Here is a 20,653-nt window from a genome sequence, read left to right as displayed (position 1 = left end):
AGTCTTGTCTCTTTAACTAATACTTCAGTTTCTATTTATGGCGTTTCATCACAGAAAAGTATTGCCGACCGCTCTTTGATGGCACTGTAGCTATATCTTGATGTGAATCCCTTTCTTTCATTAACCACGGTACTATGGTAGCCTCGAACTTTTCAAGTTCTTCAATAGAAGCAGAAGAAACAAACTCCCTCATTTTATCTTTGTCACACAAGACGCTGTGTATACAAGGACATTTAGATAAATCAAGCTTAACTAAATTGTTATTAGCACAACGCAGTGAAAAAAGAAGAGGGCAATCAAGCTCCAAGGAACTTAGCTCATTATTCTCACAATATAAATGTGCAAGATTTTTACCATTTATTGCTAAAGCTGTTAATTTATTATTAGAACAATTCACTTGGCTAAGGGCTCGACAATTTTCGACATTTAGAGAAGGGAGTGAATTAGATTGGCACTTAAGATATCTCAATTTTGTGCACTGATTTATATTTAATAATTCCAATCTGTTATTATCGCATTCTAAATATTGCAATGACTCGCATTGATTAAGTTCTAATGAACGTACTTTGTTATGGCTTAAATAGAGGCGTTCAAGACGTTTCCAGTAGTCCTGTAAAGCAATTACCTCGAATAATTGTCTTGGAAAACGTGTAATAGAATGCGGATTAATTTCTAAAGTATTTCGAAGCGGCTTGATACAAGATTGAATAATTAACATATTTATATCATCAAGAAGTTTTTCTTTTAATAAATAGCCCGTTTCTGTTGAATCCGACTCTATTTGAGATAATTCTTCGAATAATTCAGCAAGTTCCGTATCACCATCTCTTAAAGGCTCTTCAAAAAGACCGCTTACTAAACTAGGATTGGTGGAATTATATTCATATTCGTCAATCAATTTTGATTTTGATTTTAAAAGAAATTTAATCTCTTCATCTTGCTTTTCTGATTTAATTTGCCAATATCTTCTTATGATGCCTGACCTATTCGTAGTTCGACCTGCTAATCTAAAATTAACCATGTCTCTTGGAGGAAGATAAGCTAGAGCCTCTGCCCAGAGTTCATCATCAATAGACGTTTTTTCATTTAAAGGACCTTGTTGCATTGTGAATTTCTCGCAAAAAATTGAAGAATACATTTTTGACAGGCAACTTACAATACTTTATTAGAACTTAAAAATAAAAATAATGTCGAAATGTTCTAATTATTAATTTTAAAAATTATATTTCAGATATATCTGCCTCTTAAATTCAGCCACCATTGAAAAATGCTTAGCCACCTAATCGGAGATTTTTGCATGCTTTTCCTATTTTTAGTTCTGCCTTAGAAGGCGTTCTTTCAACTTTTAACGGTGTATTCTCATATTGAAAGGATAACATTGCGCTTGTATGTTGAGATTTTTTTATACACTGACTTGCTTTAAATGCTTCTAATATTTTTTCATCATCTATCGTTAGCGAATCAGGACAATTACCAAAATCAAAGGATATAATTTCATTATCGATACATTTTAATGATGAAAAATTAGGAGCATCAAGTTTCAATGTTCGTAAATGATTATGAACACATGAAAGAAATAGTAAATTTCTACACTGACTTGCATCTAATTCTTCTAACAAGTTATTAGAACAATTAAAACTTGCGAGTAATCTTAAGTTAAAAATATCTAAGAAACTGAGAAAATTATTATAGCAAAAAAGAAATTTTAATCTTTCGCAACGACTCACATTTAATTTTTCTAATTGATTATGACTACAATCTAAGTATTTCAATGCTGTGCAACGACTTAGATCTAAGTCACGCACCTGGTTCTGGCATAAATTTATACTATCAAGATTCTGCCAATATTCTTGCAATGCCGGTGTATCAAGCAACTTTTTAGGAACGCGAGTTATTCTATTTTTTGGGATCCCTAAACAATTCAATGATAAATCAATATAAGATTCAATAATTAATATATTGATGTCATTAAGCAGCTTTTCTCTTCTGCCATATTCAGCTTCTGTTGTCGCAGGACCATCTTCAGGTAATGAAGAAAGCAAATTAGCAAATGGTACATTCCTATTATGGAAAACTTCTTCTTTAACACCTTTTGAAGCTTTAGAGGCATATTCAGAAATCAAACCCTCTCTTTGTTTTCTGAAAAATTCAATTTCTTCATATTGTTTTTGCGCTATGCTTGGAAATTTTTTTATATTCCAAAAAATATCTATGATAGTTTGATGATGAGCTGCTTTACATGTTGCTCTAAAATTGGCCATATCCCTTATCGAAAGCTCGGATAAAATATACCCCCATAGTTCATATTGAATCGCTGCGCCAGGACCTTGTTGCATTTAAACTCCTTGTAATGCTACGTTTTAGTTACTTTTAAGGCTTTCTTCTTTGTTTTTCTTTTTCACTAAAACGACGACACGAATCAATAGAGAAAGGCCATTTTCTAGAAGATTTAACAGTTTCTTTCTCTGTCACTGACAAATGCTCTTTCATTTTCAATATCATCGCAGGCGGAATACGAGCCATTCCTTTTAATGATGTTTTAGCATAATCATAAGTAAGATCTTTCAACATGGGATTAAATGTCACATTCAGAGAATCTAACAAATTGCCATTGCACACGAGTTCAACCAGTTCTTTACAAGATTCAAGGACCAACATGTTTAATTGATTATGAGAGCATATGAGTATTTTAAGACGGGTTAAATCTGTGAAATCGATGTTTCTTAAGGAATTATTTTGACAATCAATATGACGAAGATCATGACAGTCATTAATATCTAAAACACTCAATTGATTATTGCTGCATAACAATATTTGCAATGCATCACAATTTCTAAACGTTAAATTGCTTAGATTATTGTCACTGCAATTTATCATGATCAGTTTAGTCCAATAATTTTTGAGCGTTTCTTCTTCGAATATGCTCCATGGGAATCGTGTTAAATTTTGTCTGGAAACAATCAATACTGAACAATTGATATCAATACAGGATTTAATAAGCGCTATGTTAATTGCATCAAGCAAGGCATCTCTTTCCCAAAATTGCTTCGAATTAGAAGCAATAGAATCGATCTCCTTTAATTTCTCTAACAGTTCTGAATATTGAGTCCCAATTTTAGCATTTAATTCTTCTTTGATTGCTTGAAAATGTTGAATTTCAAAATATTGTGATACTGATAAAATCAACATGGTTTCTTTTAAATAATCGTCCATCTTTTTTGCATTTAGACGAGTTAAAATATCTTCCATCAATGGATCTGAAACAATGCTTATATTATCTGCAGGGCCTTGTTGCATGGTTGATACTCCATTCAAAAGTAAAATCGAATGGTATCATCTTGAGATAAGTGGCAAAACAATATTGTTGTTTTATTTGGCTAAGTTCGAATGTTTTTATTGGAATTTCAATCGATGATATTTAAGGAGAGAAAACGCTGCTGTATTCAATCATTTTCAATAAAGCAGCGTTATAATTTTGTTAGGCTAGATAGTGAACCTTGCTGACTTCATACTCTACTTCACCGTTTGGTGTTTGTACCACAACGATGTCTCCTTCACTCTTGCCAATCATGGCACGTGCGATAGGAGAGTTAACCGAGATCATAGCCTGTTTCAGATCCGCTTCATCATCACCAACAATCCTATAGGTAACTTGTTCATCGGTTGTAACGTTAATTAAATCAACCGTTGTACCAAATACCACACGACCATTTTTAGGCAATTTCGTCACATCAATGATTTGAGAATTGGCTAATTTGCTTTCTACCTCAGAGATCCGCCCCTCTAAAAAGGATTGTTGCTCTTTTGCTGCATGGTATTCTGCATTTTCTTTCAAATCACCATGACCCCGAGCTTCACTGATAGCTTCAATAATTCTTGGGCGCTCAACCGTTTTTAATCGGATTAATTCTTCACGTAATTTCTGCGCACCAGCCACAGTCATCGGAATTTTGTTCATCTTTCTTTCACTCTTAAATGTAAATCCTGTATTGGCGCAATGCTATGATTCTTTTGATACGCTAACGCCAACACTTGAGCTTTCGCCCCAGACAAGGTTGTTGAATAACATACTTTGCGTTGAACCGCAGTACGACGGATTGCATTAGAATCGGCCGTTGCTTGCCGACCTTCCGTGGTATTTATAATGAAGTCGATTTTATCATTTTTGATGCTATCTACAATATGAGGCCTACCTTCATTTACCTTACTAATAACTTCACAAGGTAATCCAGCTGCCTTAAGCGCATTAGCGGTTCCTACCGTAGCAAGCAAATTGAATCCCAGATCATGCAACTTTTTAGCAATGTCGACTGCACCGGGTTTATCAGCATCTTTGACGCTAATCAATGCCACACCAGAGTCGGTAATTTGGGGCGCAGCGGTTGCCAATTCGCTTTTAGCATAAGCTTCCGCAAAAGTGTCACCCACTCCCATCACTTCACCAGTTGAGCGCATTTCAGGTCCAAGAATGGGATCAACACCTGGAAACTTTTCAAATGGAAATACACTTTTCTTAACTGCAAAAAAGTCTGCTTGATATTCATTCAATTGCTGCTGCGTGGTTAATGAGATCCCCACCATGCAACGTGCTGCAATTTTAGCGAGCGAACGACCTATCACTTTTGAAACAAAGGGCACGGTACGAGCAGCTCTTGGATTCACTTCTAAGACATAGATCTTTTCATCTTTAATCGCAAATTGCGCATTAATCAAACCAACAACACCTAATTCACGTGCCATTTTTCGCATTTGATCTCGCAGTTGATTTTGGATTGCTTCGCTTAAGCTAAAGGGGGGTAATGAGCAAGCAGAATCGCCCGAATGGACACCGGCTTGTTCAATGTGTTCCATAATGCCACCGATAAGCACTTGTTCGCCATCGCTGATGGCATCTACATCCACCTCGGTCGCATCATCTAAAAAGCGATCTAATAAAATAGGCGATTCTTTGGTGACATAGGTTGCACGCTGCATGTAATCACGCAACTCATCATCGTTATAAACAATTTCCATCGCGCGCCCACCTAACACATAGGAAGGACGAACGATTAATGGATAACCAATGTCACTCGCAATTTTACTCGCTTCTTCATAGGTCGCAGCCATGCCATTGGGCGGCTGTAAAATACCTAAGCGGTTAACCATTTGCTGAAAACGGCCTCTATCTTCCGCTCTATCAATCGCATCTGGCGTAGTGCCAATAATAGGCACACCATTGGCTTCTAATTCTTTCGCTAATTTCAAAGGTGTTTGACCACCAAACTGGACAATGACGCCATATGGCTTTTCTAATTGAACAATTTCTAAGACATCTTCTAAGGTCAGTGGTTCAAAATATAATCTATCGGAAGTATCATAGTCCGTTGAAACCGTTTCAGGGTTACAATTGACCATAATGGTTTCAAAACCTTCTTCCTGCATCGCTTGTGAGGCATGCACACAACAATAGTCAAACTCAATACCTTGACCAATACGGTTAGGACCACCACCTAACACCATAATTTTGCGTTTATCAGTAGGGATTGCTTCACATTCTTCTTCATAAGTGGAATAAAGATAAGCCGTAGAAACTGCAAATTCTGCCGCACAACTATCAACACGCTTGTAAACAGGTCGCACGCCCAGCTCCCAACGTTTTTTACGTAAGGTCTGTTCACTGACGCCAAGCAAAGTGGCTAAACGAATGTCTGAAAATCCTTGACGTTTTAATTGTCTTAAGGTTCTTTTATCTAATTCGCCAAAATTGGTATTGCGAAGCTTATTTTCAGCGGTGATTAAATCTTCAATTTGAGCTAAAAACCAAGGGTCGATCCGCGTGTGTTCTTGTACTTGTGCAAGCGTTAAACCTAAACGAAAAGCATCGCCAATTGCCCACAATCTCTGCCAAGTAGGACGCTGCAAATATTGTCTTACATCTTTAGCATCGGCTTTGGTTAAATCAAAAATTGACTCTAAACCATAAAAACCAATTTCTAACCCACGAATGGCTTTTTGTAATGATTCTTGGAATGTGCGACCAATGGCCATCACTTCGCCAACCGATTTCATTTGGGTTGTCAATAAAGTATCGGCTTGCGGGAATTTCTCAAAATTAAAGCGAGGGATCTTGGTAACAACATAGTCAATCGCAGGCTCAAATGAAGCCGGTGTTAATTTACCGGTCATTTCATTCGCTAATTCATCTAATGTGTAGCCAACCGCTAATTTAGCTGCGATTTTTGCAATCGGAAAACCCGTTGCTTTGGATGCTAGCGCTGATGAGCGCGAAACACGTGGATTCATTTCAATGACATGCAATTCGCCATTCTCGGGATTAACGGCAAATTGAACGTTTGAACCACCTGTTTCAACACCAATCTTACGCAATACCGCAATGGATGCATCTCGCATAAGTTGATATTCTTTATCGGTGAGCGTTTGCGCGGGCGCAACGGTAATCGAGTCGCCTGTGTGAACGCCCATGGGATCAATATTTTCAATGGAACACACAATGATGCAATTGTCTTTTTTATCTCGCACCACTTCCATTTCGTATTCTTTCCAACCAATAATCGATTGCTCAATCAATAATTCATTGGTTGGCGATAAGCTTAAGCCACGCTTACAGATCTCTTCAAACTCTTCCATGTTGTAAGCAATACCACCACCACTTCCTCCTAAGGTGAAGGAAGGACGGATAATGGTAGGAAAGCCAACCTGTGCCTGGGCAGCTTTGGCGCTATCTAAACAGTGGGCAATAGCGGATTTTGGCATTTTCAAGCCAATTTCTTTCATTGCTTCACGAAACCGTTCACGATCTTCTGCTTTGTCAATCGCATCACGGCTCGCGCCAATTAATTCGACATTCCATTTTTTCAGTACATCAAAACGCACTAAATCCAACGCACAATTTAATGCGGTTTGCCCACCCATAGTCGGCAACAACGCATCAGGACGTTCTTTTTCAATAATCTTTGCCACAATTTCCCAACGAATGGGTTCAATGTATATGGCATCTGCCATTTGTGGATCGGTCATGATCGTTGCAGGATTCGAATTCACTAAAATGACCCGATATCCATCATCACGAAGTGCTTTACAGGCTTGCGCACCGGAATAATCAAATTCACAACCCTGACCAATGATAATAGGGCCGGCGCCGATGACTAAAATGCTTTTAATGTCTGTTCTTTTTGGCATATCTCACACTGTTTCTAATTCATTTGCTGTGACTATTGCGTGATGGTTTTGCATCATTGTGACAAATTCTGCAAATAATCCTCTTACATCATTAGGACCCGGTCCCGCTTCTGGATGTCCTTGAAATCCAAATGCTGGCTTCGAACGATGTTTGATGCCCTGAATGGTGCCATCAAATAAAGAACGATGCGTCACTTCAATGCATTCAGGTAACGCATTATCATCGACCGTAAATCCATGATTTTGGCTGGTAATCATCACTTGATTCAGCATTAATGCTTTCACAGGATGATTGCCGCCATGATGGCCAAATTTCATTTTGTGCGTTTTAGCCTGTAATGCCAGCGCCAGTAATTGATGTCCTAAGCAAATACCAAAAATCGGAATATTCTTTTCCAACAAGTGTTGAATGGCAGTAATGGCATAATCACAAGCTTGTGGATCGCCTGGGCCATTGGATAGGAAAACACCGTGTGGCTGTAATGCAAGCACTTCTTGCGCAGGCGTTTTTGCTGGCACGACCGTCACTTTACATCCTGCATCGGTTAAACAACGCAAAATGGTTTTTTTAATCCCAAAATCATAGGCAACCACATGAAATTGTGATTGTTCTGGTGCTTTAGGTTGTAATGCCCATAAACCGCCTTCTTGCCAAACATAAGGCGCTTTGGTTGTCACCTCAATGGCTAAATCAAGGCCGGCTAGCCCAGAAAAGGCACGCGCTTTTTCAATCGCTAAGGTAATACCTTCTTGTGTGATCTTTTCTGCCGTATAAATACAACCCTTTAACGCACCTTGTGTACGCAATACGCGTGTTAAACGACGAGTATCGATATCTGTGATGCCAACAATTTTTTGCTCTTTCATAAAAGCATCAAGGGTCATTTGTTGTCGCCAATTACTTGCCAATAAGGGCAGTTGACGAATAATAAGACCTTTAGCGTGAATAGTATTGGATTCGCAATCATCGGTGTTAATACCAACGTTGCCAATATGGGGATAGGTTAGGGTAATTAATTGACCAGCATAAGAAGGATCGGTAATAATTTCTTGGTATCCAGTCATTGCGGTGTTAAAGACAACTTCACCCACTGCAAATACTTCTGATTGACCTAGATAACCAAAGGCGATTCCTTCAAATAATGAGCCATCTTCAAGTGCAAGAAGCGCGAACTGTGGCACTTCACCTCCCAATGGATTTACCGTTTCATCGACACAAAATAGCGGAATTATAGTGATAATTTCGCGTAATATCAATAGTTAATCGAGAAGATGATTTATAATGGTAACTAAATGGGACCTGAGGCAGGTTTTTATTGATGGGTGATGAAAACAGTGCAGATACATTAAGGTTCAAAATCAACCCTAAATCCTACTCGTGTTTTTGCTTTATAAGGAGGCTCAAGTCCAGCTATGGCATAAGCTTTCTCCATAATTTGTTCTCGTTTTGCTTTTTGTTCAGGCGTATCCAATGGATATTCCCTTTCATCTAAATCAGGTATCATATCTGCAACCAATGCTGCAGCCATTAAACGAATAGCAAAATCATCATCCTTGTCTGCAATAATTTTTAGATGTTTATTACCTGTTGATTCATAAAGCGCCCTTGCTTGTGCCACTAATACAGCAGATACGGCTTCTTTATTTTCTTCATCTAATTGTGTTTTATCAACCATCACTTCTGCTGAATAATGATTAGGACTAATTTTCACTTCTCGGAATAAAATATCAGGCAAATCAGGTTTGTTATGTCGTTTAATATGATATTGATAGTAACTATGATTCATAGATTCAGGACGATGGTGTTCTTCTTCTACTTCTTTGATCCCAAGATTTGCTTTACGTAAATTATCAACAAAGCGTTTATTGAGTTGCGCTCTTGGCTCTTTCTTAAGAGGTTCTTGGACAACCGATAGTCTCTTCACTGTTTTTTCAGGTTCTGGCTCATCCTGCACCATTCTTGCAGAGGGAAGTTCTTTTTTCTTCGATATTTCATTTAAGGTTTGTTGTATTTTTTCTCTTGTTTTGGCAGGAATACCTTCTGCTTTGACAAGATGGCGCATGATATATAAAACGGCTTTTTTATCTTCTTGTAGCGCTTCATTATCTGGATCAGCATCAAGTTCTAATGCCAAAAGCTTCAATTCATGGTTAAAATAATGTGCCATTTTTTCAATGGCGACATTATCCCCTTTTTGAATACCATTTTTGCGTAACATTCTATAATAGCGTTGACATAAAGGACTTTTTACATTGTGTTGACGGTTATAAAGATAATCATTCATCATTAACAATGTTTTTCCAGAAATACCATAGCGTTTCTTTATTTTTGAAGTGAGTTTTTTAGACAGTTCATAATGCTTTTCTTCTTTAAATAATTTACTTGAGATTTTTTTACCAAGCCAACTACCCGCAACTCCTCCTAAAATCCCAAGCCCAATACCCCCACCTAATGCTGCTGTCGTTCCGACAATCGCACCACCAATCGCTCCACCAATGGCTGAGCCAATTCCAGGAAACACAATAGTGCCTAAGACCACACCAATCGCAACACCTGCACCAATACCCGCTACGGTCGTTAAGGTGGTTTTGACACGCTGTTTAGAAAGTAAATCTCTTGCCCCATAATAAAGATCATAAAACAGCTTACTCACACCACGTCTAACATGGCCATGAGACGTCGCATTCTGCATTGTTGAGATGGCAGACACTTTATTGAGTTGTGATAATGCAACCCCAGCATCAACCATTTCCATCACATCTTTTCTTTTTTTTCCATTATCAATGGCATCAGCCACCGGCTCATTCATCCATTCTAAAACATCCGCTATCACTTCTTTATCTTCTTCCTTGTCACTATCTTCTGAAAGCACATCATAGCGACGTGGATATTTGCCCAGTTTTTTATAGTTAAATTTTGGTGGTTTCTTAGTTTTAGCCATGGCAGATCCCTTCTATTTTGTACTTTTTAGACAAAATAGAAGTTGGGAAGATTCCCTGGTTTTAAATATAATTTCAAGATAATTAGTGATTACTCACGTTTAGGTCTGGCATCAGGTGCACCACGAGGCACGTCCCAAGGCTTAGCGCGTCTGGGTTCTTCTTGACTGGAGTTTTTCATGTCATTATCAGGTTCACCAATCATTAATTTATTATTGATATATAACTTAATGCCTTTTTCCTGAAATTTAGCCGCAAATTCAGCACATTTTTCTTGTTCCACTTCGCGAGTAATTGCGTCCCATTTAGGATTGCCAGTTGCATATAATCTTAATTCTTGGCCTGCTGGATGAAAACGTAGTTTTGTTTCTAAGGTTACATCCAATAATTTGGAAAGCACTTCTTTAGCCTCGTCAGGATCCGTGATTTTAGACATATCAACAGAAAAACCAGAACTGTTACTACCATCAGGCTCTTTAGTTGTTGTGACATTGGCTTGAATGGTTGTACCATCTTTTAAAATAAGTAAATCAAATTGAATAACCTCTTTTTCGCCTCCATAGGAAGCTTTGACTTCCTTTTTAGGAATAGTAATCACATTACTCAAATTCATTTTATCTTGATTTTGCTTTAAAAAATCTTCGATCTGCCAAGACTCGGCCCCATTTTTAACACCTTTGTCAGCAAACTCGACTGACCGATTAAGTTCATCTTTCTCAGCTGAAACGGGCATATCATCCTCACATATTTGAGCTTATTTTTTTATTTTTAGCCTTAGCACATTTCAAATGCAATACTTTAATGCGTGTAGCTTCAAATTGTAAGGTAGCTTGGTTATATTGACAGGAAATAATAAGCAAAAGCCTCATCAATACAGTGTTTAAAACCGATAACTTATAAAGCGCTTTTGTTGAGAACCCAATCGACATGTCAAATAAACAAACGAATTCTAAAAAGCCTAAGGCTGGTACCGAGCATAAAAATAATCGCTATTTCAGCCAATATATGGCAAACCCTGAAAAATATAAACGGATTAATTTAGCGATACAAGGCGGTGGGGCACATGGTGCTTTTGCTTGGGGAGTTATTGATCGTCTTTTAGAAGATGGTAATATCCATTTTGAAGGGATCAGTGGAACCAGTGCTGGCTCGATGATGGCAGTTGTTCTTGCCCATGGGTTATTAGTGGGAGGAAGAGAAGGAGCCAGAGAGAGTCTGTATCATTTTTGGCAAGATATTGCTAAATCAGGTGCATTGAATAATCCCTGCAAGCAGTTACCCTGGGAAAAATTTTGGTTTGGTATGAAAATGGATCAATCTGTTTTGTATCATGCCTTTAACAGCTTTACCAATTGGTTCTCGCCATACCAATGGAATGTCAATGATTACAATCCACTCAAAGAAGTGCTTTTAGCTAACGTTGATTTTGCACTCTTACAGCAATGCCCTTTTACCAAATTATTTCTTTCTGCGACCAATGTGCGTACCGGCCAAGTCAAAATATTTAAAACGAATGAAATTACGCCTGAAGCAACTTTAGCATCGGCGTGTTTGCCCAATTTATTTAAAGCAGTCGAAATTGATGGAGAGTATTATTGGGATGGTGGCTATTCGGGAAATCCCTCTCTTTTCCCATTTTTCTATCACGTTGAGAGTAATGATATTGTTATTATCCATGTTAATCCGCTAGAACGTCCTCCACCACCTGAGACACCTGCTGAAATATTTAATCGGATTAATGAGATTTCTTTTAATTCAGCATTACTGCGAGAATTCCGCTCGATTGATTTTATTCATAACTTGATTGATAAAGGATGGATAAAAGACGAATTCAAAGATAGATTCAAATATATCTTGCTGCATTCTATTAGTGCAGACAAAGCGTTAAATGATCTTTCAGTAGCGTCAAAATATTCCAGCGATTGGGATTTTCTGTATTTACTCTATAATCGCGGAAGGGCCAAAACGGATGAATGGCTCAATCGGCATTATGATAAAATCGGCAAGCAATCTTCTCTCAATTTGAATGAAAAACTAGTCAAAAATCATCACACAAAGACAGATTAATCACTCTTTATGGGCTTAGTGAGTCGTTGCATAGATATCCATTCTATGCAACGATGCTTTTATTATTTAAGCCGCGGAGGAGTCGTCTCAGCAGCAACGTTTGGCCCATCTAACTCTGCCATGTCTTGAGCCTGTGCCAACGCTCTTAAGCGCTCTTCCTCGCTTGGAGAGGAAGTAACATAATTGTAGAGCCATCTCAAGCCTTTAAAGGCTTCTGATATAAAAACGGTTCCTACACCGACTGCAACACCACTGGCAACCTCGCCTGCCATTGTACCCTGATTCAATGTTGCTTGCTGAGCGCTTTCATCCGCATCATGTGTCATATCACCACTCTCTTCTATTTATACAAAATTTAAAAGGATGTATTTTACAATTCATTCTTAACATCTTCAAGAAATATAGGTTCAACATACTACTAAAGTAATTTAAATTTCCGTTGAAAACACTCATATTTCCTTAATATATAAAAGGCTGATTTTTAAAATCAACCTTTTTATCTACCTTCTAGGTTTATCTTCTAACAGAACGACCACGAGGTGCCGGTTTAATTACCGGTTTAATTACCGTTTTACTATGACTACTGCTACTCGTCGCCGTTTGATGATGACTACTTGTAGAACAACTGCTGCTACTTGCAAGGACTATCTGTTGTTCATCACAACCGGTAGTCGGTCCCAAAGAGCGAGCTGCTTCTTTTAATTTAGAATAATTTATTAATACGCCACGCGGTGGCGCATTAAATGTCCGATGAAGATTGGAAACGGCTTTTAAGATGGCTTCCCGATTTTTTTGCTCAGGATAGATATTCATAATCAAAGCTTCTGTGTTGGCTAATGCTGAGTCAACATGAGCAAAGGATCCTTCGATACGACTTAACTCATCTGTAAAATGAGGTTGCCCTTCCTTTCTTTGTTGATGCGCACAATAACCAAGTAACCGAAGAAACAGAATTAAAGCGATGACTTGATCAAATCGAGACAATGTCGTTGTCCCACCTTTGGTCTCGTCCGCATAAATCTGAGACAATGTATCACACCAAAACCGATTTACCCCATAATCAAAATTTGCTGTCGTATGATAATAAGCTCTCTCACTTGGATTGGATGAAAACAAACATGGCATAATTTGATGACTGATAAGAATATCATAATTTTCTTTTGCTTGTTCATAGTCTCTCAAAAATAATGCCTTGATGTTATTTGCTCTAATTTCCCAAGGGGCACTAGCAATACCCGAAGACAGCGTCTTCATGAATTTTACATCAAAAGGCGTCAGTATCATATTTAATGAATTAAAACGACGTATCGCCGTCAAAATTTGCATCGGATCTTCTATAAAGCTGACTCGAATATCATCCTTTATCAGATTCAAATGTCTGTCATGAAGTGACGAATAGGCATTCAATGGATCATATAACCGCCGCGTTCTCGGACAATAAAAAATAGCATCCCATTTAAAGGTACGTGTTAACGCTTCTTCTTTAAGGCTTTTTGCATCACTGCAGACGATATCAATCCCAGAATATAAGAGATAAAGATCATTACGCGCAGAGCTCAATTTTCCGTTATAGTTGAATAATTGATACGCTATTTCTCGAGGGCAATTTGTCAGAATTTCAACGTCTTTTGGCATAACTCCCAAAATAGTCGCATGCAGCGCACAGCCATTGATGAAGGCTTTAAATCCAGCAGAATGTAATTGAGAACATATCGCCAAAAGATCTAAAGGAATATTGAAAGCACCAGCACTAACAACCGTGCAACCGTCTGTCTTTAAATAATCTTGAGGATTTTCTTTTGCAATACCATCACGCGCTTTTTTTATAGGCTTCCAACAAGTCGCACCTTCAGAAGCACCTTCTAAATCTACTTCTTGTAAAGGCAGATTTAAAATGCGTTTCAGTGAATTCTCTAGATTCAATGACTCCATTTTCTTAGCAAGTGCTTCTACCGCTGCGTCATTATCTTGCCTACTAAAAATATTACCCGGATCTTGTAGGCCCAAATAAATATCACCTGATAAAACAGGAGCTGCAGATTGCGTACGCATAGACGATGCTCGTAATACTGGCTTCCACTTCTTTGGCTTTACCTTTTTCTCATTCCCTTTAGAACCACTGCTTGCTGCTAAGTGGCTTGAGCTCGATGTTGATGCTTGCTTTTCACCCTGCAGTGTTTTGCGAGCGTGGCTGCCATTTTGTGAAGGCTGGCTTGGTTTGATACTTGAAGCCTGAGCTACTGATGATGATGTCATGGTCTGCCAACTAAAACTAGCGATCTTTTCTAAGCGTTTACCTTTTTTCACACTAGAGCTAGACACTGTTGATGCGGCTAGCTCCTGTGAAGGAGTACTACCACTACTCTTTTGAGATTTCCACTCTCCATCGATTGCGCTTATTTCATCCATTGGCGCGCGGCTAACGTAGCCTTTGGGCATAATGAATGGAGCGTTAAATTGAGCTTTTCTGGTTTGATCTTCCTTGATTTTGCCTTTTTGGGGTTGAGCTCTCTTGGATTGAGTTCCCTTGGGTTGATCTTTTTGGGTTTGCCCTTTTCTGGCTTGGCCTCTTTTTCCTCTGAATGACATTGCATCCAGTTCTCGTTCATCAAAAGGTAAAATCTCTTTGAACGCTTCTTTGAATGCCTTAATCTCTGGGGCATATTTTTGATTTTTTAATTTTTCAACTTTGGGTATCAGATCTTTAACATAAGATTTATACCGTTCAATTGGGTTCAATAATTTTGTTGCCCGATGTTCTGGATGCGTCACTTTCTTCGATAAATTTTCTGCATTACGATAAAGCTGGGTGCATACTTCCCAAAGTGCTGCCAAGGTCATGGTATAATGTGGTGACGTTTCTTTTACGAAATGCGTCAAGACGTAATAGTAAACAGTCGCTCTTGATTCAAGAATAACATTATGCATAAGGGGATTTTGTATTTCCAACGCTTGTAACGTTAGCGGCTGAGTAATATAGGCACCGTATGCTTGCCAAAAGCCCGCCTGATCGGCCTGTAAAGAAATATCATCAGGAAGATGGCTTTGACTTGCTTGTCGTACAAATGCTTCAAACGCTGAACCTAATTGCGGCGTGTAGAGAGAACAAATTAACTGTTGAAGATCGCTAATATAATTAGCAAGTTTTGCTTCATTTTCTGCTGAAAGTGTTACTGAATCATTAAGCAATGATTTTAAAGCATCGTAACAAAATGGGAGTGCTTCTGATGCTTTCGATAAATCGCCATGATGCAATTCACAAAAAACATAATCAGCACAGGCTGTCATTAATTGATAAATAGCATCAAATAATTTGGGTCTAATTTCACGAATACAAGCAGGAGAGACAGCTAACGCTTTATGATCACGCACAGCATTTAACATTTTCTGATAAATCTTAAAGTACTCTTTTATGTGCACGTAATGTTGGCGTGCCATTTCTAGTAAATCATCGCCTTGCTGCGCTTTATTTTCATTTAGCAAAGTAGCAATGCCTCTATTCGCTAACGCTATATTTTTCCACAATTGGTGAATAAAATTTCCGGTATAAAAATGATGCAAGCTAGGGTTCGAGATGACAGACAACACAAAATGAAAAATATTGATGTTTTCTCTACACTTGGTTAAATGTTGAGCGTTTTCTTCTAATTTAAAACGAGCGTGCTGGTACATAAATCGTTGAAATTTATTGTTAAAGTTAGACGGAACAACATCCGGGCAGCTTGGTAATAATGCCAAATTCATATTCTCGTCAATTACGTCTTGCTGAGCCATCTCAGTTAATAATGCTTCATAATAACCTGGCATATAGGCTTCTTCTGCATCTTTACACTGAATCAGCGTTTTAATGATTTCATTCCACTCATTTGTGATGGGTTTAGCCTCCTCAGTATAATCAACCGCAAATAATTTTGCCCATTCTTCGCACATAATGATTGCAGCTTGAATATTTTCTGACGCAAAATCACGATTTTCGTTCAATGTTAGTTCATGTAAGTAGGCAAATGTTTGCTCAATCGCATCCGTTGTGTTTTCATCTGTTCGTTTAACTAACAGTGCATTACAGGCAGAAATTGCTTTAAGACTTTTCGTCATCATTTCTATTTTATTTAATAGAGTACCAGAGGATGGAGCTGACGAAGCAGAAGACGACGAAGATGAAGAAGAGGAAGAAGACGCAAATGGCACAATCCTTGTTTCTTCATCACTAAAGAACGTTGCTGGTTGCGTGATTTTAAATGAAACGGCTAATTCTTTTACTTTGATTTCACATTCGCGCAAATGTTCACTAGATATTAAAGTACTTGTCAATGTCACCTTCGCTTCTACAAGATCATTATCTTCTAGCTTGTTCAAGTCTTCTTCTAAAAACCTATCACCATTTGTTGCAAAGCGCTCTTTAATACTGACAATTTGTTGATTAAACATCTCTATATAAAGGTTAGCTTTTTCTACATTTCCCATCTTGGCATAGATATACCCAAGGGTAATTAAAATCTGTGGATACAAAGCAATTAACTGAGGAAAATTAGATTTGACATTACGAACAAAATCTAATTCAAGATCGTCAACTTGATTGTCTTTGACTTTTTTTAGCAATGCATCAAATTCAGCATGACAGACATCCAATATTGGCAAGAGAAAAGAGCACCACATTAATGTGGTAGAAGGTGCATCCTCAACAACAGGCCTTGTATGACTTGCAATTTGAGAGATGGTTGTCCAAAGATTGATAATCACTCTTTGTTGATGCTTAAATAGCACTTGGTGTTTTTTAATAAGGTAAAAGTGAAAAAAATATCCTATATTGAACTGCTTATTTAAATTATCGAGACAATTTTTTGAGGCTTCACTTGTTATCGCTTTTGCGGCATTATTCAACGCATTTAAGTTATTATAGGTATCTGCATTCGATTGCATCGACAGATTCATTAAAGAACTCAAAAATGAATCCTGTTGCGATAAAACACTTAAGACACTATTTGGTTCATTGCTATCGGTAATAGCGCCTTTGCTTACCCCATTCAATAAAGAAATGAATTGCGAATCAATCTCATCTTGTATTTTTAAGTGATCGTTTCCTATACTTTTCATGCTATCAAGCAAAGATTTTAGATATAACTCATATCGATTATAAAAAACCTCGATGAAATTAGGTTTTTTTTTAAAATAGCTGGCAAGTTTGGCTGCCACTTCTTCTGCGTATTCATTTTCAATGTTTAATTCGTTACATGGTTTCGCCAGAATTTGTGCAATCTCTTCTATTCGAGGAATGTCAGCAGGCCATGAAGAGGATGACGAAGAGGAAGTTCTAGATGAAGGCATGCAGCTACTCCAAAGTTTCAGTTTTTTTTATATCAAAAAATGCTTTCACAAATAAAAATACAAAGATTTTATTGTTTATTAATCGAGTTTTCTAAAGATCCATTTACTGGTTGGCAATACACTCAAGGTATATCGCCCATACATGAAGATGCGATTTATTTAGCAGCAATATAGTTAGACGGCAACCATATCAGATACCTATGGGGCCGTAAAGAAAAAAATGTGAAAAGTGGGTCTAAGATGTTTTTTATATATGATATCTAAGAATTTTTCTTAGATATATTCGCTTTTACTTGAGATTAAGTTGCGTTTTTCTCACGCCATCGGTGAAATCATCTTCTTCACTGGCTGTTTGTGCTGAAGGAGAAGAATGATTTGCCAGACTCGGCAAATAACTGTTCGGAGAACTTCCGTAGAATTCATCATTATCAATCTGAATATCGGGAAATTGCGATATCACGGTATCGCAGATAAAAGCAAAAGCAATCATTTGATCTGCCGATGATTGTCCAACAAACAATTCTTTTAACGCATGTTGATCATCTGATTCAAGCATATTGAAATAAGACTCAAATTTATTGATATTCGACTTGTATAATGATTTTTTTATATTGATTGGCAATATTTGATAAAACTCTCTGAATGAAAGCCTTCATGACCATTGGCGATAATAAGCCGCTAAATGTGCCTATTGAACGCTTGGCACATTACCCGGATTAGGGGCTCCATCTGGACTTGGCATCACAGGAGGCTCCGGTGCTGGCGTTGGTGGTGCCTGTGGCGCTTCAGGCACAGGCACAGGCGGCGGTGCTGGCATCGGTGGTGGTTCAGGTGCCGGTTTAGGAGGTTCAGGTGTCGGCATAATCGGTTTAGGTTCAGGCATCGGTGCGGGCGTTGGGGTAGGCGCAGGTGCCGGTTTAGGCTCTGGCATTGGCGCAGGTTTAGGTGTTGGCATCGGAGCGGGTTCTGGCTTATGCACCGGTGGTTCTGGAATATCGATGGGCTCTGCCGCACGAGGTGGTGGCTCTGCAGCCTCTGGTTTAGAAGGCGCTATATCACGCTTAAATCCTTCATTGGGATTGGGTTCGGGTGGCCCCGGTATCGTTCTTTCAACAGGCACTTCCCCTGCTTCTGGCTCAGAAGGTGTCATCTTATTTTCTGGGCGTTGCTTGAATCCTTCGGATTCTGGCTGCGTTTCAGGCTCACCTGGAATAGCTCTTTGATCTACCGCCGGAGGCTCTTTAAATCTTTCTTCTGCAGCATTGCCTTTAGGTGCTTCAATCACTGAAGGTTCCTGTGTTTCAGGTTTAGGTGCCTTCGGTAATTCTTCTGGTACTTTGGGTACCTCAGGCTGAGGCTCTTGTGGCTTAGGAACCTCGGGTTTAGGTTCTTCTGGTTTAGGCATTTCAGGCTGTGGTTTTTCAGGAGCTGGCATTTCAGGTGTAGGCGCTTGGGGCGCAGGTTCTTCTGGTTTTGGTGCTTTTTTGGGCTCTTCTGCCTTAGGTTCTTCTGTTTTTGGCGCCTCTGTCACGGATGGAATCTCAACCGGCTTAACTTCAGGCTCTACTTTCACTGTTTCTACAACAGCTGGTTTTTCAGGTTGTAATGCGGTTAATTGTTTTTCATCCAGTGGAATACCAGGATCTTTGGCGAGCATTGGTTCTTTCTTTTCAAAAGAAATCGGCTCTTGCGCAGGTGGATTTTGTACAACAACCGGCTCTTCTGCTTTAACCGGCGGTTTTTCAACCGTTTTTTCCGAGCCAGCAACACTAACTGCCGTTGGGGCAACAGGCGCTGCCGCACTTACTTGTGTTTGGGTAATGCTGGTTGGTGGAACAGCAACAGCAGCTGCCGCAACCGGTTGCGCTTGAACAAATACTTTTGAGGGTACTGCGGTCACTGAATTTGCGATTTGTTGATTCGCATAAGTTAAAGGCAGCGTAGGTTGTGAATAAACCTGCGTCAGTATCGTTTTTTGCTTCACAATCGTATTGCTGGAATTCACTCGCATAAAATAATCTCGACTCACAGAATAGGCAGGTCGATAAACATCGCCAGGCCCTAATGGGAACCACGCAATGCCAATGCCACCCGTTGATAGTGTTAATTGTGCTCTGGAAGTGCCAACAAAAGCGACTAAGGCAGGTGCATAAACCGGATTAGCTCGCCTAGGACCTGGCACCCAATACCAACGATTGGTTACATAAGTCCAGCGACCATAATGAAATGGCGCAAAGCCCCAAGGTTGATTATCGACCCATGTCCAACCCCAAGGTTCAATCCATGCCCAATGACCATCACGATAGGGAACCCAGTTAGCAGCGACTTTGGGCTGCCATATATAACCATAACGCTTGTTATTCACCCACACACCGTGATCTTCTAAATCTTCATAACCAATCACTTCTGGCGAAACATAACGCACGGTTGTCAATTTGCGGGATGTGCGTTCTTGATACCATCTGTCAAAATTATCATCGACTCGTTTAATACTTTGGGAACGTAAATCAACCCCTGTAAATCGATAGCTTCGTTTATCATTAATACGATAAGCAGCTTTTTTACCATAAACGACTGCTTTACCTTTGAAGACACTCACCGCTGTTGAATTGGTTCTAGGATCGACTGAAATACTGTAACTTCCTGGTGTATTCACGACTAAAGCTAAATTAGGAGTGTCGACTTCAATGGGACGCGAGGTGACACCACGTACCACAAAATTAATCCTACCTTGCGTGAGTTTAAATTGACTGATTTTTTCATTGAGATTTAAAATGCTAATACTGGATTGACCATCAACAAAAAAACTAGCACTGCCTAGCTGCAATTGCGTGCGCGCACCTTCATAGGTCCATAATCTATCACCCACGATCAAAGGACGATTTAGGTTGGCTTTCACCCATTGTTTCTCGCCTGCTGGTGAAAAAATCACATCACCATTGATAAAGCTGAGCCTTGCAACACGCGCAGGGGGATCGGCAAAAACCGTCTGCGATAAAAAGAGTATTGAAACCAATAGATTAAGCAACAGTTTGAGTGTGTTTTTAACGTACGTCATAACATTATCCTGTGCTTTTACACGAATGAATTTTTAGAATACTTTAAATGTTATCGGTAAAAAAACAGCACGCTGGCAGACAAT

13 protein-coding genes are annotated in these 20,653 nt (G+C 38.9%); 1 reads left to right on the top strand and 12 read right to left on the bottom strand.

What is annotated here, in order from left to right:
• Window positions 1-31: 31 nt before the first annotated feature.
• The 8 genes from HT99x_RS03470 to HT99x_RS03435 all read right to left on the bottom strand — a co-directional run bounded on the left by HT99x_RS03470 (window position 32) and on the right by HT99x_RS03435 (window position 10,852).
• Window positions 32-1,105, bottom strand: coding sequence for a leucine-rich repeat domain-containing protein (locus HT99x_RS03470; RefSeq protein WP_075065656.1), 1,074 nt, complete (start codon window positions 1,103-1,105; stop codon window positions 32-34).
• 166 nt (window positions 1,106-1,271) lie between these two features.
• Window positions 1,272-2,336, bottom strand: a complete 1,065-nt coding sequence (locus HT99x_RS03465; RefSeq protein ID WP_075065657.1) for a leucine-rich repeat domain-containing protein — start codon at window positions 2,334-2,336, stop codon at window positions 1,272-1,274.
• A 34-nt stretch (window positions 2,337-2,370) separates the two neighbouring features.
• On the bottom strand, window positions 2,371-3,297 hold the full coding sequence (locus tag HT99x_RS03460) for a leucine-rich repeat domain-containing protein (RefSeq protein WP_075065658.1): 927 nt from the start codon (window positions 3,295-3,297) through the stop codon (window positions 2,371-2,373).
• Window positions 3,298-3,478: 181 nt separating this feature from the next.
• On the bottom strand, window positions 3,479-3,958 hold the full coding sequence (gene greA, locus HT99x_RS03455) for a transcription elongation factor GreA (RefSeq protein ID WP_075065659.1): 480 nt from the start codon (window positions 3,956-3,958) through the stop codon (window positions 3,479-3,481).
• Window positions 3,955-7,179 (bottom strand): carbamoyl-phosphate synthase large subunit, encoded by a 3,225-nt coding sequence (carB, locus tag HT99x_RS03450; protein ID WP_075065660.1) that lies wholly within the window; start codon window positions 7,177-7,179, stop codon window positions 3,955-3,957. The genes greA and carB overlap by 4 nt, the downstream gene beginning before the upstream one ends.
• A gap of 3 nt (window positions 7,180-7,182) precedes the next feature.
• Window positions 7,183-8,361 carry a glutamine-hydrolyzing carbamoyl-phosphate synthase small subunit gene (carA, locus tag HT99x_RS03445; protein WP_075065661.1) on the bottom strand — a complete coding sequence of 393 codons (1,179 nt, stop codon included), beginning with the start codon at window positions 8,359-8,361 and terminating at the stop codon, window positions 7,183-7,185.
• Window positions 8,362-8,525: 164 nt separating this feature from the next.
• Window positions 8,526-10,121 (bottom strand): hypothetical protein, encoded by a 1,596-nt coding sequence (locus HT99x_RS03440; protein ID WP_075065662.1) that lies wholly within the window; start codon window positions 10,119-10,121, stop codon window positions 8,526-8,528.
• Between the two features lie 89 nt (window positions 10,122-10,210).
• Window positions 10,211-10,852 carry a hypothetical protein gene (locus tag HT99x_RS03435; RefSeq protein WP_075065663.1) on the bottom strand — a complete coding sequence of 214 codons (642 nt, stop codon included), beginning with the start codon at window positions 10,850-10,852 and terminating at the stop codon, window positions 10,211-10,213.
• Window positions 10,853-11,124: 272 nt separating this feature from the next.
• Here HT99x_RS03435 and HT99x_RS03430 point away from each other — a divergent pair, with 272 nt between their 5' ends.
• Window positions 11,125-12,186 (top strand): patatin-like phospholipase family protein, encoded by a 1,062-nt coding sequence (locus tag HT99x_RS03430; RefSeq protein WP_075065830.1) that lies wholly within the window; start codon window positions 11,125-11,127, stop codon window positions 12,184-12,186.
• A 62-nt stretch (window positions 12,187-12,248) separates the two neighbouring features.
• On the opposite strand, the gene HT99x_RS03425 is transcribed toward HT99x_RS03430, so the two are convergent.
• From HT99x_RS03425 to HT99x_RS03410, 4 genes are all read right to left on the bottom strand, one after another.
• Window positions 12,249-12,512: a hypothetical protein gene (locus tag HT99x_RS03425; RefSeq protein WP_075065665.1), complete on the bottom strand. Its 264-nt coding sequence runs from the start codon at window positions 12,510-12,512 to the stop codon at window positions 12,249-12,251.
• 187 nt (window positions 12,513-12,699) lie between these two features.
• The gene (locus tag HT99x_RS03420; protein ID WP_075065666.1) at window positions 12,700-17,511 is read right to left on the bottom strand and encodes a tRNA nucleotidyltransferase/poly(A) polymerase family protein; all 4,812 of its coding nucleotides are present in this window, start codon (window positions 17,509-17,511) and stop codon (window positions 12,700-12,702) included.
• Between the two features lie 289 nt (window positions 17,512-17,800).
• The gene (locus HT99x_RS03415; RefSeq protein ID WP_075065667.1) at window positions 17,801-18,067 is read right to left on the bottom strand and encodes a hypothetical protein; all 267 of its coding nucleotides are present in this window, start codon (window positions 18,065-18,067) and stop codon (window positions 17,801-17,803) included.
• A gap of 132 nt (window positions 18,068-18,199) precedes the next feature.
• Window positions 18,200-20,569 carry a DUF6600 domain-containing protein gene (locus HT99x_RS03410; protein WP_075065668.1) on the bottom strand — a complete coding sequence of 790 codons (2,370 nt, stop codon included), beginning with the start codon at window positions 20,567-20,569 and terminating at the stop codon, window positions 18,200-18,202.
• Window positions 20,570-20,653 lie beyond the last annotated feature (84 nt).

Origin of the sequence: Candidatus Berkiella aquae (assembly GCF_001431295.2) — a bacterium.
GTDB classification, from domain to species: Bacteria; Pseudomonadota; Gammaproteobacteria; order Berkiellales; family Berkiellaceae; genus Berkiella; species Berkiella aquae.
The sequence above is the reverse complement of the archived record's forward strand: the minus strand, read 5'-3'. Positions and strand labels throughout refer to the sequence as shown.

What these genes read in the sequence shown, in the direction of transcription:
- HT99x_RS03435 (WP_075065663.1), bottom strand. Translation starts at nt 10,852, where the DNA reads ATGCCCGTTTCAGCTGAGAAAGATGAACTTAATCGGTCAGTCGAGTTT.
- greA (WP_075065659.1), bottom strand. Translation starts at nt 3,958, where the DNA reads ATGAACAAAATTCCGATGACTGTGGCTGGTGCGCAGAAATTACGTGAA.
- HT99x_RS03410 (WP_075065668.1), bottom strand. Translation starts at nt 20,569, where the DNA reads ATGACGTACGTTAAAAACACACTCAAACTGTTGCTTAATCTATTGGTT.
- HT99x_RS03415 (WP_075065667.1), bottom strand. Translation starts at nt 18,067, where the DNA reads ATGCTTGAATCAGATGATCAACATGCGTTAAAAGAATTGTTTGTTGGA.
- carB (WP_075065660.1), bottom strand. Translation starts at nt 7,179, where the DNA reads ATGCCAAAAAGAACAGACATTAAAAGCATTTTAGTCATCGGCGCCGGC.
- HT99x_RS03470 (WP_075065656.1), bottom strand. Translation starts at nt 1,105, where the DNA reads ATGCAACAAGGTCCTTTAAATGAAAAAACGTCTATTGATGATGAACTC.
- HT99x_RS03430 (WP_075065830.1), top strand. Translation starts at nt 11,125, where the DNA reads ATGGCAAACCCTGAAAAATATAAACGGATTAATTTAGCGATACAAGGC.
- HT99x_RS03440 (WP_075065662.1), bottom strand. Translation starts at nt 10,121, where the DNA reads ATGGCTAAAACTAAGAAACCACCAAAATTTAACTATAAAAAACTGGGC.
- HT99x_RS03420 (WP_075065666.1), bottom strand. Translation starts at nt 17,511, where the DNA reads ATGCCTTCATCTAGAACTTCCTCTTCGTCATCCTCTTCATGGCCTGCT.
- HT99x_RS03425 (WP_075065665.1), bottom strand. Translation starts at nt 12,512, where the DNA reads ATGACACATGATGCGGATGAAAGCGCTCAGCAAGCAACATTGAATCAG.
- HT99x_RS03465 (WP_075065657.1), bottom strand. Translation starts at nt 2,336, where the DNA reads ATGCAACAAGGTCCTGGCGCAGCGATTCAATATGAACTATGGGGGTAT.
- HT99x_RS03460 (WP_075065658.1), bottom strand. Translation starts at nt 3,297, where the DNA reads ATGCAACAAGGCCCTGCAGATAATATAAGCATTGTTTCAGATCCATTG.